At 65.5% G+C, this 14,013-nt stretch carries 15 protein-coding genes; 6 read left to right on the top strand and 9 right to left on the bottom strand.

The genetic code is table 11. The annotated features are described in order from the left end of the window. Positions 1 to 17: 17 nt before the first annotated feature. Entirely contained in the window at positions 18 to 629 is a 612-nt protein-coding gene (locus tag IVB50_RS33480; RefSeq protein ID WP_018453258.1) for a gamma-glutamylcyclotransferase, read from the top strand. Here IVB50_RS33480 and IVB50_RS33475 read toward each other — a convergent pair. The 4 genes from IVB50_RS33475 to ftsE all read right to left on the bottom strand — a co-directional run bounded on the left by IVB50_RS33475 (position 626) and on the right by ftsE (position 4,035). Further along, positions 626 to 1,399: a lysophospholipid acyltransferase family protein gene (locus IVB50_RS33475; protein WP_085361285.1), complete on the bottom strand. Its 774-nt coding sequence runs from the start codon at positions 1,397 to 1,399 to the stop codon at positions 626 to 628. The genes IVB50_RS33480 and IVB50_RS33475 overlap by 4 nt on opposite strands. A 33-nt stretch (positions 1,400 to 1,432) precedes the next feature. Then, complete coding sequence (locus IVB50_RS33470) at positions 1,433 to 2,137, bottom strand: YdcF family protein (RefSeq protein WP_018453256.1); 705 nt, start codon at positions 2,135 to 2,137, stop codon at positions 1,433 to 1,435. A 277-nt stretch (positions 2,138 to 2,414) separates the two neighbouring features. Then, positions 2,415 to 3,383 carry an ABC transporter permease gene (locus IVB50_RS33465; protein ID WP_007597308.1) on the bottom strand — a complete coding sequence of 323 codons (969 nt, stop codon included), beginning with the start codon at positions 3,381 to 3,383 and terminating at the stop codon, positions 2,415 to 2,417. Next, complete coding sequence (ftsE, locus tag IVB50_RS33460; protein WP_008135325.1) at positions 3,376 to 4,035, bottom strand: cell division ATP-binding protein FtsE; 660 nt, start codon at positions 4,033 to 4,035, stop codon at positions 3,376 to 3,378. Before ftsE ends, IVB50_RS33465 begins: the two co-directional genes overlap by 8 nt. A gap of 191 nt (positions 4,036 to 4,226) precedes the next feature. On the opposite strand from ftsE, the gene IVB50_RS33455 reads away from it, so the two are divergent. After that, complete coding sequence (locus tag IVB50_RS33455; protein ID WP_026232495.1) at positions 4,227 to 5,099, top strand: MJ0042-type zinc finger domain-containing protein; 873 nt, start codon at positions 4,227 to 4,229, stop codon at positions 5,097 to 5,099. Positions 5,100 to 5,158: 59 nt separating this feature from the next. Then, positions 5,159 to 5,533, top strand: a complete 375-nt coding sequence (locus IVB50_RS33450; protein WP_018453253.1) for a response regulator — start codon at positions 5,159 to 5,161, stop codon at positions 5,531 to 5,533. Positions 5,534 to 5,668: 135 nt separating this feature from the next. Here the strand turns inward: IVB50_RS33450 and IVB50_RS33445 are convergent, their stop codons facing one another. Together IVB50_RS33445 and IVB50_RS33440 are read right to left on the bottom strand one after the other, a co-directional pair. Beyond that, positions 5,669 to 6,832: a DUF4175 family protein gene (locus IVB50_RS33445; protein WP_085350740.1), complete on the bottom strand. Its 1,164-nt coding sequence runs from the start codon at positions 6,830 to 6,832 to the stop codon at positions 5,669 to 5,671. Beyond that, complete coding sequence (locus IVB50_RS33440; protein WP_247299285.1) at positions 6,820 to 8,766, bottom strand: TIGR02302 family protein; 1,947 nt, start codon at positions 8,764 to 8,766, stop codon at positions 6,820 to 6,822. The genes IVB50_RS33445 and IVB50_RS33440 overlap by 13 nt, the downstream gene beginning before the upstream one ends. A gap of 166 nt (positions 8,767 to 8,932) precedes the next feature. Here IVB50_RS33440 and IVB50_RS33435 point away from each other — a divergent pair, with 166 nt between their 5' ends. Together IVB50_RS33435 and IVB50_RS33430 are read left to right on the top strand one after the other, a co-directional pair. Continuing rightward, a complete protein-coding gene (locus tag IVB50_RS33435; RefSeq protein WP_007597318.1) occupies positions 8,933 to 9,316 on the top strand; it encodes a carboxymuconolactone decarboxylase family protein in 384 nt (127 codons plus the stop codon). 217 nt (positions 9,317 to 9,533) lie between these two features. Continuing rightward, positions 9,534 to 10,430, top strand: coding sequence for an NAD(P)-dependent oxidoreductase (locus IVB50_RS33430; protein ID WP_018453250.1), 897 nt, complete (start codon positions 9,534 to 9,536; stop codon positions 10,428 to 10,430). Positions 10,431 to 10,830: 400 nt separating this feature from the next. On the opposite strand, the gene IVB50_RS33425 is transcribed toward IVB50_RS33430, so the two are convergent. Then, complete coding sequence (locus tag IVB50_RS33425) at positions 10,831 to 11,157, bottom strand: DUF1330 domain-containing protein (RefSeq protein WP_018453248.1); 327 nt, start codon at positions 11,155 to 11,157, stop codon at positions 10,831 to 10,833. A gap of 131 nt (positions 11,158 to 11,288) precedes the next feature. Then, positions 11,289 to 11,987 (bottom strand): helix-turn-helix domain-containing protein, encoded by a 699-nt coding sequence (locus tag IVB50_RS33420; RefSeq protein WP_018453247.1) that lies wholly within the window; start codon positions 11,985 to 11,987, stop codon positions 11,289 to 11,291. 182 nt (positions 11,988 to 12,169) lie between these two features. Between IVB50_RS33420 and IVB50_RS33415 the strand changes: the two genes are divergently transcribed. Beyond that, on the top strand, positions 12,170 to 12,688 hold the full coding sequence (locus tag IVB50_RS33415) for an SRPBCC family protein (RefSeq protein ID WP_026232494.1): 519 nt from the start codon (positions 12,170 to 12,172) through the stop codon (positions 12,686 to 12,688). A 56-nt stretch (positions 12,689 to 12,744) separates the two neighbouring features. On the opposite strand, the gene lysA is transcribed toward IVB50_RS33415, so the two are convergent. Next, a complete protein-coding gene (lysA, locus tag IVB50_RS33410; RefSeq protein WP_247299283.1) occupies positions 12,745 to 14,010 on the bottom strand; it encodes a diaminopimelate decarboxylase in 1,266 nt (421 codons plus the stop codon). Positions 14,011 to 14,013: the final 3 nt, after the last annotated feature.

Raw genomic sequence — 14,013 nt, 5'->3', positions numbered from 1 at the left:
TGGTAGCCGTGCCCGAAATGTCGGAAATCACCCTCCCCTCCGTCACCACAGCCAAAGGCGACCTCTGGGTGTTCGGCTACGGCTCGCTGATGTGGCGGCCGGGTTTCGAATTCGAGGAGCGCGTCCCCGCGCGGCTGGTCGGCGAGCACCGCGCGCTCTGTGTCTATTCCTTCGTCCACCGTGGCACGCCGGAGAAGCCGGGTCTGGTGCTCGGCCTCGACCGCGGCGGCGCCTGCCGCGGCATCGCCTTCCGCGTCGCCGAAAAGAACCGCGCCGACGTCGTCGCCTATCTGCGCGCGCGCGAGCAGGTGACGTCGGTCTATCGCGAAGTCATGCGCTCGGTGTGGCTGGAGAACGATGCGCGGCAGCGCGTCTCCGCGCTCGCCTATGTCGTCGACCGCGGCCATGTGCAATATGCCGGTCGGCTGTCGCTCACCGACCAGCATCGCCACGTGCTCCAGGGCCACGGCCAGTCCGGCGCCAACCGCGACTACGTGACTGCGACGGTGAAGGCGATCGAGGCCGAAGGCTTTCGCGATGCGCAGCTGCATCAGCTTGCCATGATGCTGCATGGTGATGCGCATTCTCCGCACGCGCCGGCTCCGGCGGACGATCGGGAAAACCGCTAGCTCTCCAACGGCGCATAGCTCGGCGCCGAGCCGATCAGCTGCTCCTGCTCCTTGCGGCCCGCTTCGACGAGGCGACCGGTCGCGTCTTCGATCACCGTTTGCACACGGGAGAGATACTCGTCCTTGGGCAAGCCCGGCGGCAGCGGATCGAGGAATTCCACCACCAGCGTGCCGGGATAGCGCATGAAGGTGCGGCGCGGCCAGAACAGGCCGGAATTGAGCGCGATCGGCAGGCACGGCGCGCCGCAGGACGAATAGATCTGCGCGAAGCCGCTCTTGTAGTCCGGTGGCGCGCCCGGGGCGCGGCGCGTGCCTTCGGGAAAGATCACGAGCTGCCCGCCGCTGCGCACCGCCTCCCGCGCCCGCCGCGTCATGTCCAGCAGCGCCTTGACGCCGGCATTGCGGTCGATCGCGATCATCCCGGTCTTGACCAGGAACTGGCCGAACACCGGGATCTGCATGAGCTGACGCTTGAGGATGAAAATCGGACGGTCGAAGAAGCCCGGCAAGACGAACGTCTCCCAGAACGACTGGTGCTTCGCCACAACGACCAATGGTCCCCTCGGGATCTTTTCGAGGCCGCGGAATTCCACCTTGATGTTGCAGACAGCCCGCATCAGAAACAGCGTCGCCTTTGCCCACCATTGCGCGACCGTGAGCATGGCGCGCGGCGGCAATGCGAAGGTCGGCAGCGCCACGATCGCGAGGCACACCAGCACGGTGTAGAACAGCACGTTGAACACGAGCGATCGCAGGAAAATCAAGAACATCGAGGATCCGATCAATTGCCGATCAGTTGCCGATCAATTGGCCTGTGCGGTGGCGGGCCGCTTCGCCTGCAGCCCGGAAGGCTGCTCCGACATCTCGGGCGAAAGGTCAATCCCGAAATCCTCCAGCCGCACCCTGACCTCCGCCGCGATATACTTGACATATTCCGACAGCAGCAGCCGCAAAGTGGACGCCGAGGTCCACCACGGCTCGTCGCGCCATTTGTCGCCGACCACCACGAACGGGATCAGTGTCGCCTCCGGCATCGCATGCGAGAATTCCACCAGCGCGCGCGGCATATGATAGTTCGAGGTGACCACGATCAGCGATTTGAAGCCGCGTCCCGCGGCCCAGCGCCGCGCTTCCGCGGCATTGCCGCGGGTCGAGACCGCGGTGCGGTCGAGATCGACGCAGCAACGCATGAAAGACTGGTTCTCCGGCAGCGTCCGGGAGATGTCGCTCGCCGTCGAGGTCGGGTGTACGCCGGAGATCAGGAGCCTCCTGCCGTAGCCGGCAGCGAGCAGCTCCATCGCATCCGACACCCGCGAGGAGCCGCCGGTGAGCACCACGATGCCGTCCGCCTTGCGGTCCGGCGCGATCTCGGCGCCGCGCAATTGCGACAGAAACGCAATAAAGCCCGCCGCCGCGCCGACGAAGGCGAGCGCAATCGTCGACATCACGGCCGCGCGCAGCCACCCGCGCGGCAGTTTCGGCGATCGATCGGCGGTCGGCGCGCTCATGCGATGTCGGTGATCCCTTCCCAGAGGTGATTTTAGGACGTTTTGAGGCGAAGTGGAGTCCGGTTTGTCGGCCTCAAACTATGTGGCGAAGCGCTGGGGCCGCGAACCAGCTTTCCCCTCTCCCCTTGTGGGAGAGGGTGGCTCGCCGCGATAGCGGCGAGACGGGTGAGGGGTATGTCTCCGCGAACTCGCCTCGACGTTCGTGCACGTGGATAGAACCCCTCATCCGGCGCTTCGCGCCACCTTCTCCCACAAGGGGAGAAGGAAGAAAACCATCTCAATCGACATCATTCAGCGTCGCGAACAGCGTCTGGCGCGAGGCGACCGCGGTGATGGCGCCGATCAGCACGGCCTGCACCGCGAGCACGATGTAGCCGGATGGCCGCAGCGAGAAGGTGCCGAGCAGCGCGGCGAACTGGTCGCCGACGGGAGTGCCCGAAAACCAGCCTGCAATCGACTCGGAGAAGCCGAACACCAGCATGGCGGCGCCGCCGCCGATCACGCCGCCCTCCAGCCCCAGCCTGAGGAAATGACGCAGGAAGCGGTTGGCGATGTAGCGGTCGCCGGCGCCGACGAAATGCAGCACCTCGACGATCGGACGGTTCGCCGCCATGGCGCCGCGGGTTGCGAACGACACCGAGATGATGGTGGCGACGATGACGAGCGCGAGGATGCCGAGACCGGCGAGCACGGTGGCGTTGGTCATCGAGCGCATGCGCTCGATCCAGGCGCGGTGATCGTCGACGCTGGCGCTTGGCGCCACCTGGGTCACGCGGGCGCGCAAGGCGCCGAGATCGAGCGCCGTGCCGGGCTGCACGCGCGCGATGATCATGCGCGGGACCGGCAGATCGTCCATCGACAGCCCGGTGCCGAGCCAGGGCTCGAGTAGCTTGCCGCTCTCGTCCTTCGTGAACGGCTTGACCTCGACGATGCCGGCTTGCGCGCGCATGGCCTCGGTCACCGCCGCGGTGTCGCGTTCGAGATCGCGGCCCGTCTGCGGCCGGACCTGAATGGTGATCTCGCTCGCGACATCCGACTGCCATTCGGCGGCGGAGGCGCTCACCAGCAGCACCGTGCCGGTCGTCATCGAGGCCAGGAAGGTCATGATGGCGACAACGGCGACCAGCGCGCGGCCGTGGATCGAGGCGCGCGGCACGATCGGCGACATATTGCGCGCCCGGGCCGGAAGCGGCGGCCCCTCCTGCCCGAGATCGACCAGCACGCCGCGCTCGTCGGGCCTATTCATAGACGTGCAGCCGTCCCTGGTGCAGCACGAAGCGTCGCGCCTCGTACTGGTCCATCAGGGCGATATCGTGGGTGGCGATGATGACGGCGGTGCCTGACTTGTTGAGCTCGATGAACAGCCGCAGCAGGCGGCGGCCGAGCGTCGGATCGACGCTGCCGGTTGGCTCGTCGGCCAGCAGCAGCTGCGGCCGCGAGATCACGGCGCGCGCGATTGCCGCGCGCTGCTTTTCGCCGCCGGACAGGATCGGCGGCAGCGCGTCCATGCGCTCGCCGAGCCCAACCCATTTCAGGAGATCGATGACCTCCTTGCGGTAGCTCGATTCGCTGCGGCCCATCACGCGGAACGGCAGCGCCACGTTTTCATAGGTCGTCATGTGATCGAGCAGGCGGAAATCCTGGAGCACGATGCCGATGCGCTTGCGCAAGTCTGCGATCTCGTCCTTGCCGAGCTGCGAGATGTCGTGACCGAACAAGTTGACGAGCCCCCGCGTCGGGCGATGCGAGAGGAACAACAGGCGCAGCAACGAGGTCTTGCCGGCGCCGGACGGGCCGGTGAGGAACTGGAAGGAATGCGCCGGGATCTGGAAGTTGAGGTCGCGCAGGACCTCGGGCCCCAGGCCGTAACGCAATCCGACATTTTCGAACCGAACCAAGCTCAGCTCCGTTCGAGAGAGGCCGCGGGCCGCACGGCTGTGCTCCGCCACACGCGATCCGCGGGTTTTGCGGCCGTTATGGTTTCCGGTTCGTTAACGGTCGTCCTGTAGCATAATTGGTAGCATCTTTCCGTCTCGGTTCTCCACGACCGTGTCACGATCAAGACTTGTCCATGCATCAAGGCTCGTCCATGCATATCGTCTGCCCTCATTGTACGACATCCTACGCCATCAAGCCCGCGAGCCTTGGGGCGAACGGCCGGACCGTGCGCTGTTCCCGTTGCAAGGAAACGTGGGTCGCCCATGCCGAGGATGCCATCGAGGAGGCATCTGTGCCGGCCATGGCCGCGGCCAGCCGGGCCGACGACCAGGCCGATCTCGCCGAGCAATGGAACTCCTATGCCCAGGACGACGGAGCCGCTGACGCGCCTGTCGTTGACAGCCCCTCGATCGCCAGCGACTGGCCGGACCAGGAAGCCGCCGACACCGAGGACGAATGGTCCGCGGCCGCCCGATCCGTTGAGGAGGAAGTCGGCGGCGAACAGCACCAGTCCTGGTTCCGTGGCCTGTTCGGCCGTCGCCGCGGCGCGCGAGTGCGCCGTCCGGCGGCCCCGCGAAAATCCCATTTCGGCCTGCCGACCGCCTGCGCCGCCATGGGCGCGCTGGTCCTGGCGCTGGTGATCTGGCGCGGAGACATGGTGCGGCTGCTGCCGCAGACGGCAGCCTTCTACAGGATGGTCGGCCTCGAAGTTAACCTGCGCGCACTCGCCTTCAAGGACGTCAAGCTCTCCAGCGAGACAGTAGACGGTAAGCAGGTGCTGGTGATCGAGGGCGTGATCGTGGGACAGGGCAAGAAGCCGCTCGACATTCCCCGCTTGCGCTTCGCAGTGCGCGACGCGCAAGGCGCGGAAATCTACGCCTGGAACGCCGTTCTGGAACAGACCGTATTACAGCCCGGCGAGCGCGCCTTCTTCCGCTCGCGCCTGGCCTCGCCGCCGCCGGAGGGCCGCAATATCGACGTTCGCTTCTTCAACCGGCGCGACATCGCCGGCGGCAGCGTATAATCGATTTCGCAGGTCTCGCAGGCAAAGTTGGTGGCGAGATTGATCCCAAGGTTGGTCTCATGTCCAAGATCCTGATCGCCGACGACGAGGATTCGATGCGCCAGCTGGTGGCGCGCGCCATCGCCATGGACGGCCACGAGATCGTCACCGCGCAAGACGGCGCCGAGGCGCTGGAGATCCTCACGCGCGCGGACGGCAGGTTCGACCTGCTGCTCACCGACATCCAGATGCCGGTGATGGACGGCATCGCGCTGGCGCTTTCCGTCGCACGCGATTTCCCCGATTTGACCATTCTGCTGATGACCGGCTTTGCCGACCAGCGCGAGCGCGCCTCGAACCTCAATGCGCTGGTGCATGACGTCGTGACCAAGCCGTTCTCGGTCGCCGACATCCGCACGGCGGTGGCGGACGCGCTGGCGGCGAAGAAGGGGTAGCGGCGTCGGGGCGCCACGTATTCCGCTGTCATGCCCCGGCTTGACCGGGGCATCCAGTAGCCGCAGCCTCTCGATTGAATCACAACCGTGTCGGAGTACTGGATCGCCCGGTCAAGCCGGGCAATGACAGAGAACTCAAAAATCCTTCAGCAGCCGCTCGATGTAATCGAGCTCGATCTGCGGGCGCGAGCTGTCCCCCAAGCGGCGGCGGAGCTCCTCGAGGATGCGGCGGACGCGCTGGGCGTCGATCTCGCCGGGGATCTTGACCGTGTAGTCGTCGCTCAGATCGCGGCCGTGAAGTGGGCGACCGAGCGGATCGGTCTGATTGCCGCCGCTCTGCTGACGACCGGGCCGGTTGCCGGGGCCATCGCCCTGCCCGTCGCCATCGCCCTGCTGCATCGCCTCGGCCATCTTCTGCGCGCCCTTGCGCAAGGCCTCGAGAGCTTTCCCCTGCGAGTCCACGGCACCATCCGAATTGCCTTCGCCGAGCTGCGAGCCGGCATCGCCCATGGCCCCGTCGGCGGCGTCCAGACTGCCGTCGTCATCGCCCTGGTCACCGTCCTGATCGCCATCCTGGCCCGGCTGTCCCTGCTCGCCCTGCTGACCCTTTTGCCCCTTCTGGCCCTGGCTCTTCTGGCCCTTTTGCCCCTTCTGCGTGAGGCCGCGCTTGGCGAGCTCGTCCTGCAGCTTCTTCAGGCGGTCGCGCAGCGACTGCTGATCCTGCTGGAGATCCGACATCGACTGGTCGCCCTGCTGCTTGCCGCGCGAGCGCTCACGCCGGGAATCCTGCCCCTGCTTGAAAGTCTTGTCGCGCAATTGCTGCTGCTTGCGGATCATGTCGCTGAGCTCGTTGAGCGCCTGCTCCATGTCGCTGTCGCCGGATTGCCCGGGCTGCGCCATCTGGAGGTTTTCCATGATCTGCGCGAGCTGCTCGAGCAGGCGCTGGGCCGCCTCGCGATTGCCTTCCTTCGCGGCCTTCTCGATCTGCTTCAACAGCTCGTCGAGATCGCGCTGCGTGATGACGGAACGATCGCGATTGGAGGATTGGCTCTTTTCCGTCGCGCGCTTGTAGTCCTCGAGCTTCTGAATCGCATCGGATTGATTGTTCAGGCTCCGTCCGGACTCCTTTTGCCTGAGGCTGTCGCCGGACTCCTGCATCGCCTTTTCCGCGCTATCGAGCAGCGCATCGGGATCCTGGTCCTGCTGGGCCGAGACGGCAGCGGGGAAGCCTCCCAGGAGGAGGGCAAGACAGGCGATCGAGATCGCCTTCACGACTGGCACGCGCGCTAGCTTCCGCATTTCCGGTCCCGCGTAAACTGATTGGCGCCGTCCTCGCCCCCCTTCGCCCGGCTGTTCGCCGACTTCCGATAGGCCTGCAGCTGCTGGCGCAAGACGTCCTGCTGCTGCGCCAGCTCTTCGAGCTGCTCGGGCTTGGCATGCTGGGTCTTCTGTCGCAGCTCGACCGCCTTGTCGAGGATGAGCTGAACCTCTGCCGGGAAAGGCTGCCGGGGTCCAAGCGGATTCTTCTCGGCGCGCCGGGCGAGATCGCGCACCTTGCCGGCCATCGCCTCGCGAAGCTTTTGCGTCAGCGCTTTGATCTCGTCCTCGCTGGCGCCGCGTTCCAGCGCCCGCTTGAGCGCGTCCTGAGCCGAGCGCAGCGCGGCGTTGACGCTGCCGGCGACACCGTCGTCCTCGATGGTGACCGCGAACGCCCACATGCTTCCCACTACATCGCGCAGCGCGTCGTCGGTGCGGGCGGCTTCCAGCTGCAGCGCCAGACTGCGCAGGCCGAGATAGCAGCCCGCATCCGGCGTGAACAATTCGGGTGCGATCATCAGCGCGTCGAGGGCGGCGTAGACATCCGAATTCTTGTTGGCGTCGAGCGCCAGGATGCGGCGCTGCTCGACCAGCGCGCGCGCGAGCAAGTTGGTGAACAGCCGCTCGGGCAGGCGCATGTTGAAGGGCTCGCTCTTGGCCTCGTTGCCGGCCTCGTCCTTGGCGGTGAGGGTCAGCGTGACATCGGCACCGGCATAGGGATCCTCGCTGAGGTCCTTCACCGTCTGACCGACGCCGTTGCGGGTGCGCGCATTCGGCAGCACGAGCGGGAATTGCGGCGGCTGGAATAGCGGCCGCGCGGCGGCCTTGGTGTCGGCCTCCTTGCTGCCATCCTTGACACCATCTTTGGTATCGGCGGCACGCAGGCCGATTTGCGCATCGGCGCCGGTGACGCCGTAATCGTCCTCGATCTTGTAGGTGAGCTGGAGTCCGCCACGGGCCTGGCGCTCGGGATCCTTGGCCAGCGCGATCGTCGGCGCGCGGTCCGGCGTTGCCGCAAACGCCCATTGCGGCTGGCCGGAGGGCGCGCGGACATGCGCGGTGCCGTCGCCGCTGATGGCAAAATGCTTCTCGTTGGTGCCCTTGGGCGCGGCTTCGGTGGGCGCTACTTCCTTGAGGCCGCCGGAGACGACAACATCAAGGCTGCCGCCGGAGGAGCGAACGATCAGGGTCGAGCCGGCGGGAACGGCAAGCGGACCGCTGGCCGGCAGCGCGGCGGCCTCCTTGTTCGCGGCCGACAGAATGACCGGCGGCTTGCCGGTGTAGAGCGGCGGCGTGACCCAGGCATCGACGCGAACATTCGTCGGGGCCAGCACGCCGTTCCAGTGGAAGGCGGCCCCGAGCCGCATCGCACGCTCGTCGCCGGCAGCGAAGAAGGTCGCAACCAGCATCACCATGACCAGCGCGCGCAGCGCCCAGGGATCATGCAGAGCGAGCCGGGGCTTCGGCAGACCGGCGCGGATGCGCTTGATCGAAGCCAGCGTGCGCTCACGCTGCGCCCGCCACAAGGCCTGCGCAACCGGGTCCTGCGAGCTCAGCGTGTCCGTCAGCGTGGTGGCCGGCCGGTGACGGATGCCGGAGCCGCGGTCGAGTCGGGCCAGCGCCTCCTCGCGGCTCGGCCAGCGGAAGCGACTCAACGGGAACAGGGTGACAATCGCGACGCCGGCGAAAACGACGAGACCGATGGCGCGGGCAATGGACGGCAGCGCCAGCCAGAGGCCGGCCCAGGACACCACCAGGAACAGACCGACGACGGTGAGAAGCCGCGCCAAATTTGGCCAGGCACGCTCCCACGCGATGGCATAAGTGGCCCGCTGCAGGGCTTGCGCCAGCTTCAGCCGCGACAGAGCGTCGCCATCGCGGATCGGGTCTGACGGGTCGGGGGTGACGCCGTTCAATCAACTCTCCAGGTTGCCCGGTAGAGAAGCGTACCACAACGGCAGCACTGAGGCATCCGTTCCTGTACGGGAGACACCCCTTTTCCCGCATAACACGAGGACGTGACTGGCCCGCCGCAACCCCGTAATTTCCGCGCCGACAGCCAAGGAAAACAAAGGAAACACCATGGACAAGAAGATGCACGACAAGGGCCTGGAAGTCCGCAAAGCAGTGTTGGGCGAGGCCTATGTCAACAACGCCCTGAAGACCGTCGACGACTTCAACCGTCCGTTCCAGGAGATGCTCAACGAATATTGCTGGGGCACGGTGTGGGGCCGCGAGGAGCTGCCGCGCAAGACCCGCAGCATGCTCAACATCGCGATGATCGCGATCCTCAATCGTCAGCACGAATTCCGCGCGCATCTGAAGGGTGCACTCACCAACGGCGTCAGCCGCGACGAGATCCGCGAGATCCTGATGCAGGTCGCAATCTATGGCGGCATGCCGGCCGCGGTTGACAGTTTTCGAATCGCGCGCGAGGTGTTCGCGGAGATCGACGGCAAGGCGTGAGGGGTGCCGGCGTGAAGGACGGGGACGCGACGTCCCCATGTCGTCCTGGCGAAAGCCGGACCCATAGCCACTGGCAGGTGTGGTTACGGGCACTCGGAGTTGCCACTTCGCGCCAAAACGTCTCCCTGGGGTAATGGGTCCTGGCTTTCGCCAGGAAGACACCGAGGATGGATACGGGCCGATCAACAACAACGAATAATCACCACAAGGAAACACCATGGACATCGGATTCATCGGCCTCGGAAATATGGGTTTCCCGATGGCACGGCGGCTGATCGAGGCCGGCCACCGGCTCGTCGTATTCGACACGCGCCAGGAGGTCGTCGACAAGCTGGTGGCGCGCGGCGCCACTGCGGCGACGTCGCCGAAGGACGTCGCCGACCAGGTCGAGACCGTCATGGCGAGCCTGCCTTCGCTGCAGGCTTCGCTCGCGGTTGCGACGGGGCCGAACGGCGTGATCGAGGGAAGCCGCGTCAAACGCTTCGTCGATCTCTCCACCGTCGGCTCAGCGATGGCGGTGAAGATTCACGGCCTGCTCGCCAAGCATGACATCGTGCAGATCGATTGCCCAGTTTCCGGCGGCGTCGGCGGCGCCGAGAAAGGCACTCTCGCGGTAATGGTCTCGGGGCCGAAGACCGAGTTCGAGCTGCTCAAGCCCGCGCTCGACGTCATCGGGAAAGTGTTCTTCATTGGCGAGAAGCCCGGCGCGGCGCAGACCATGAAGCTCGCCAACAACTTCTTGTCGGCCACCGCGATCGTGGCGACCTCGGAAGCGGTGGTGATGGGCGTCAAGGCGGGGCTCGATCCCGCCGTGATGATCGACGTCATCAATGCCGGCTCCGGCATGAACACCGCGAGCCGCGACAAGTTTCCGCGCTCGGTGCTGCCGCGCAGCTTCGACTTCGGCTTCGCCACGGGATTGATGGTGAAGGACGTGCGGCTGGCGCTGGAGGAGATGAAGCAGCTCGGCCTGTCGATGGAGGTCGCGGAGGCGGTCTGCCGGTTGTGGGAGACGGTCATCAGCACGGAAGGCGCCGAGTCCGATTTCACCGCGGCGATCAAGCCGATCGAGAAGAGGGCGGGCGTTGTGGTGGGCGGCAGGCCACCCGGCTAGCGCCAACACGACAGCGCAGCGCCGACGACCGGCGCTGCGCTGTCCTCCTTGGATCGATCTGCTACGAGCGGCGTCTGCCAAGTTCCGGAAGGTCGATCGGCTGCTCCAGTTGCAGGGAAGCCGAGCCCCCGCTGCATTTGATATACTTCTCGTCGCACCTGCGCATGCACCGTCTCTCGCTCGAGCATTTCGCAGAGGTATTGTTGCAGCTGACCCACGTAATGTCGCACCGTGTGACCCGGGCCGACGCGACGCCGGAGAGTCCGAGCACGAAGGCCACGCTGCAAGCTACGAAAAGCATGCGAAGCAGGCCGGCGCCGGCGAGTGAATCGTTCATTCGATCTCCTGTGTTGGCCGGGCACGTCTGCGCCTGCGGCCGGGTTTTTGACGAAGACGCAGTTCAAGCCTTGGCGAGATAGGGGATCGTGCCGGCCAAGTCCGTATCGTCGATCAACTGGAAGCGGCTCTCGCTGCCGCCCCTGCGCGCTGCCGCGAATCGGCCGTAGGCGGGATCAGTAACGAAGGACTCCGCCGCTTTCGCCGTGGGAAAAGACATGATCGCGATCAGCGATGTGTCGAGAGGGGCACCTTCAAGAGTTTTCACATTGCCGCTGCGGGAAAGATACTTGCCGCCATGCTTGTGCACCAGCTCGTGGACGGACGCGGCGTAGTCCGGCACCCACTTTCCGTCAGTCACTTTGATGTCCGCGATCAGATACGCTGTCATGTCGTGTCTCCTGGCTCGAGTTCAGCTCCGCGTTGAAGGGCGGGCATCACTTGGTGCCAGAACACGGCGCGGACTTGCCAGTACGGGAACTGTAGCGGGGCGATACAAATACTGAATTGCGCCGCCCTGGATCAGCTCGCCAGCTTGCGTTCCTTGGCGAACGGGCTAAGGCCGAGCCAACTTTGCATGGCCGCGGCAAGCTGCCGATCGCCGGTGAGCAGCATCCGCCGGCTTGCGGCGGCCGCCCGCACGGAATCGAGTCCCATCCAGATCGCCGTCATGGTGCGCAGATCAACCGACACGTAAAGGTCAACGTCGAAACCGGGATCAATCGAGCAGAGGTCGACACTGTCGTCGGGATCGACGATCAGCCACCACAATCGCTGCGTCGAAGGTAATTCCGGATACGCGAACTGCAGCACGCTGCGGCGGGTCGGCATCGGCGTCGTGTTCAAATTCCGCCGCATGTCCCACATCAACAGCTGGACATCGAGATGCTGAAGCGACAGATCCGACTCGATGCGGCGCTGGCCCCAGATGCCGAACGCCTCGACGATGGGGCCGAGTTCGCGTCCGGAAGCGGTCAGCTGATACTCGATCACGCCGCGCTCGGAAGCCGACGGCTGGCGGATGATGATGCCTGCAGCTTCGAGTTCCTTGAGGCGCTGGGAAAGCAGCGCAGGCGACATGCGGGGAACGCCGCGGCGCAACTCGTTGAACCGGGTCGAGCCGGCGACGAGTTCACGTAGCAGCACGACGGTCCAGCGCGTGCACAATATCTCGGCCGCCATCGCGACCGGACAGAACTGCCTGTAGCTGCCGATGGTCATGCGGGCCTCCGTGACAAGCGAAGGCGCAACCTTAGGGCCGCGGCGCGCGGCTTCCTAGTTCAGTTTCTGTATCAGCAGCGATTCATTCTCTGAACTGGCCGCGGACCGTGGTGAGCGTCTATTCGACCGGCATTGGCAAGCCGGCCGCCGCAATCGCGGCCCGCCGGACACAGGAGATTACCATGAAGAAATACGATTCAACGGCTTCCAGATTGCTCGTTTCGGTTCGCAGCGCCGCGATTTGCACCCTCGGCCTGGGCGTCGGCGTCATGCCGGCGTCCGCAGCCAATCTGACGAGGAGCATCGAGGTCAGCAGTGCTGCGGCCGAGGTGTGGTCCGTCATCGGGCCGTTCTGCGCGATCAAGGATTGGCTGCCGCCGGTGGGGCAGTGCATTGCGGACGGCAAGTCGCCGCCAACCCGGACGCTCGTCACCAGGGACGGCAAGGCCTCGTTCGTGGAGACGCAGACTGCGCGGAACGACAAAGACTACAGCTATTCCTACGCGTTCCTGTCGAGCCCACTGCCGGTGAGCCAGTACAAGTCGACCATCAAGGTCACGGCAAAGGGTGAAGGCGCATCGGTGGTGACATGGACCGGCATCTACACGCCCGACCCGGGGCGGGAGAAGGAAGCGGTCGATGCCCTCGGCGGCGTCTATGATTCCGGCCTCGCCGCAATCAGGGACCGGTTCAAGAAGTAGGGTCAATGCAGCGATGGGCGCAGCGCTAGCTGCGCTCATCGTGGACAATCACAGCCTCATAGCCACGGCGCCGGCGTATCCATCGCGATCAATTGCTCGACCTCGATGCGCGGACGCACGACCGCGTACTGGTCGCCCTTCACCAGCACTTCGGGCACCAGCGGCCGCGTATTGTAGGTGCCGGCCTGCACTGCGCCGTAGGCGCCGGCGGTCATGATGGCGATGAGGTCGCCGGGCTTTGGCGTCGGTAGCGTGCGATCGAGTGCGAGATAGTCGCCGGTCTCGCAGACCGGGCCGACGACGTCGGCCATGATGGTCGCGGCCCCCGTCGCAGGCTGCGTCACCGGCAGAATGTCGTGATGGGCCTCGTACAGCGTCGGGCGGATCAGATCGTTCATGGCGGCGTCGATGATGACGAAATTCTTGCCGTCACCGTGCTTCACATAGATCACCTTGGCGACCAGGATGCCGGCATTGCCGACGATCATGCGGCCCGGTTCGAACATCAGCGTGCAGCCGAGATTGTGGCTGACGCGCTTGACCATCGCGCCATAGGCGTCGGGCGCCGGCGGCGCCTCGCGGTCCATGTAATAGGGAATGCCGAGACCGCCGCCGAAATCGACATGCGAGATGTTGTGGCCGTCGGCACGCAGCGTCTGCACGAATTCGGAGAGGATGCGGAACGCGATCTCCATCTTGGAGAGGTCGGTGATCTGGCTGCCGATATGCACGTCGGTGCCTGTGACCTCGATGCCCGGCAGCTTCGCGGCGCGGGCATAGACCTCGCGGGCATGCGCGATCGGGATGCCGAACTTGTTCTCGGACTTGCCGGTCGAAATCTTCGCATGCGTGCCGGCATCGACGTCAGGATTGACACGGATCGAGATCCGCGCGGTCTTCCCGGTCTCGGTCGCAAGGCGCGACAGCAGCTCGAGCTCGGGCTCGGATTCGACATTGAGGCAGAGGATGTCGGCCGCCAGCGCAGCGCGCAGCTCGGCTTCCGTCTTGCCGACGCCGGAGAACAGGATCTTGCTTGCTGGAATGCCGGCGGCCAGCGCGCGCTTCAATTCGCCGCCGGACACCACGTCCGCGCCGGCGCCGAGCCTGGCCAGCGTGCGCAGCACCGACTGGTTGGAATTTGCCTTCATGGCGTAGCAGACCAGCACCTTCTCGCCCGCGAAGGCGTCGGTGAAAACGCGATAGTGCCGCTCGAGCGTCGCGGTCGAATAGCAATAGAACGGCGTGCCGACGGTTGCAGCCAGCTCGGACAGGTTCACCGCCTCGGCGTGCAGCACGCCGTTGCGATAGTCAAAATGATTCATGGC

It is taken from the genome of Bradyrhizobium sp. 87 (assembly GCF_023073015.1).
In the GTDB taxonomy this organism is placed as follows: domain Bacteria; phylum Pseudomonadota; class Alphaproteobacteria; order Rhizobiales; family Xanthobacteraceae; genus Bradyrhizobium; species Bradyrhizobium canariense_D.
This window is presented reverse-complemented; position numbering and strand designations above follow the sequence as displayed.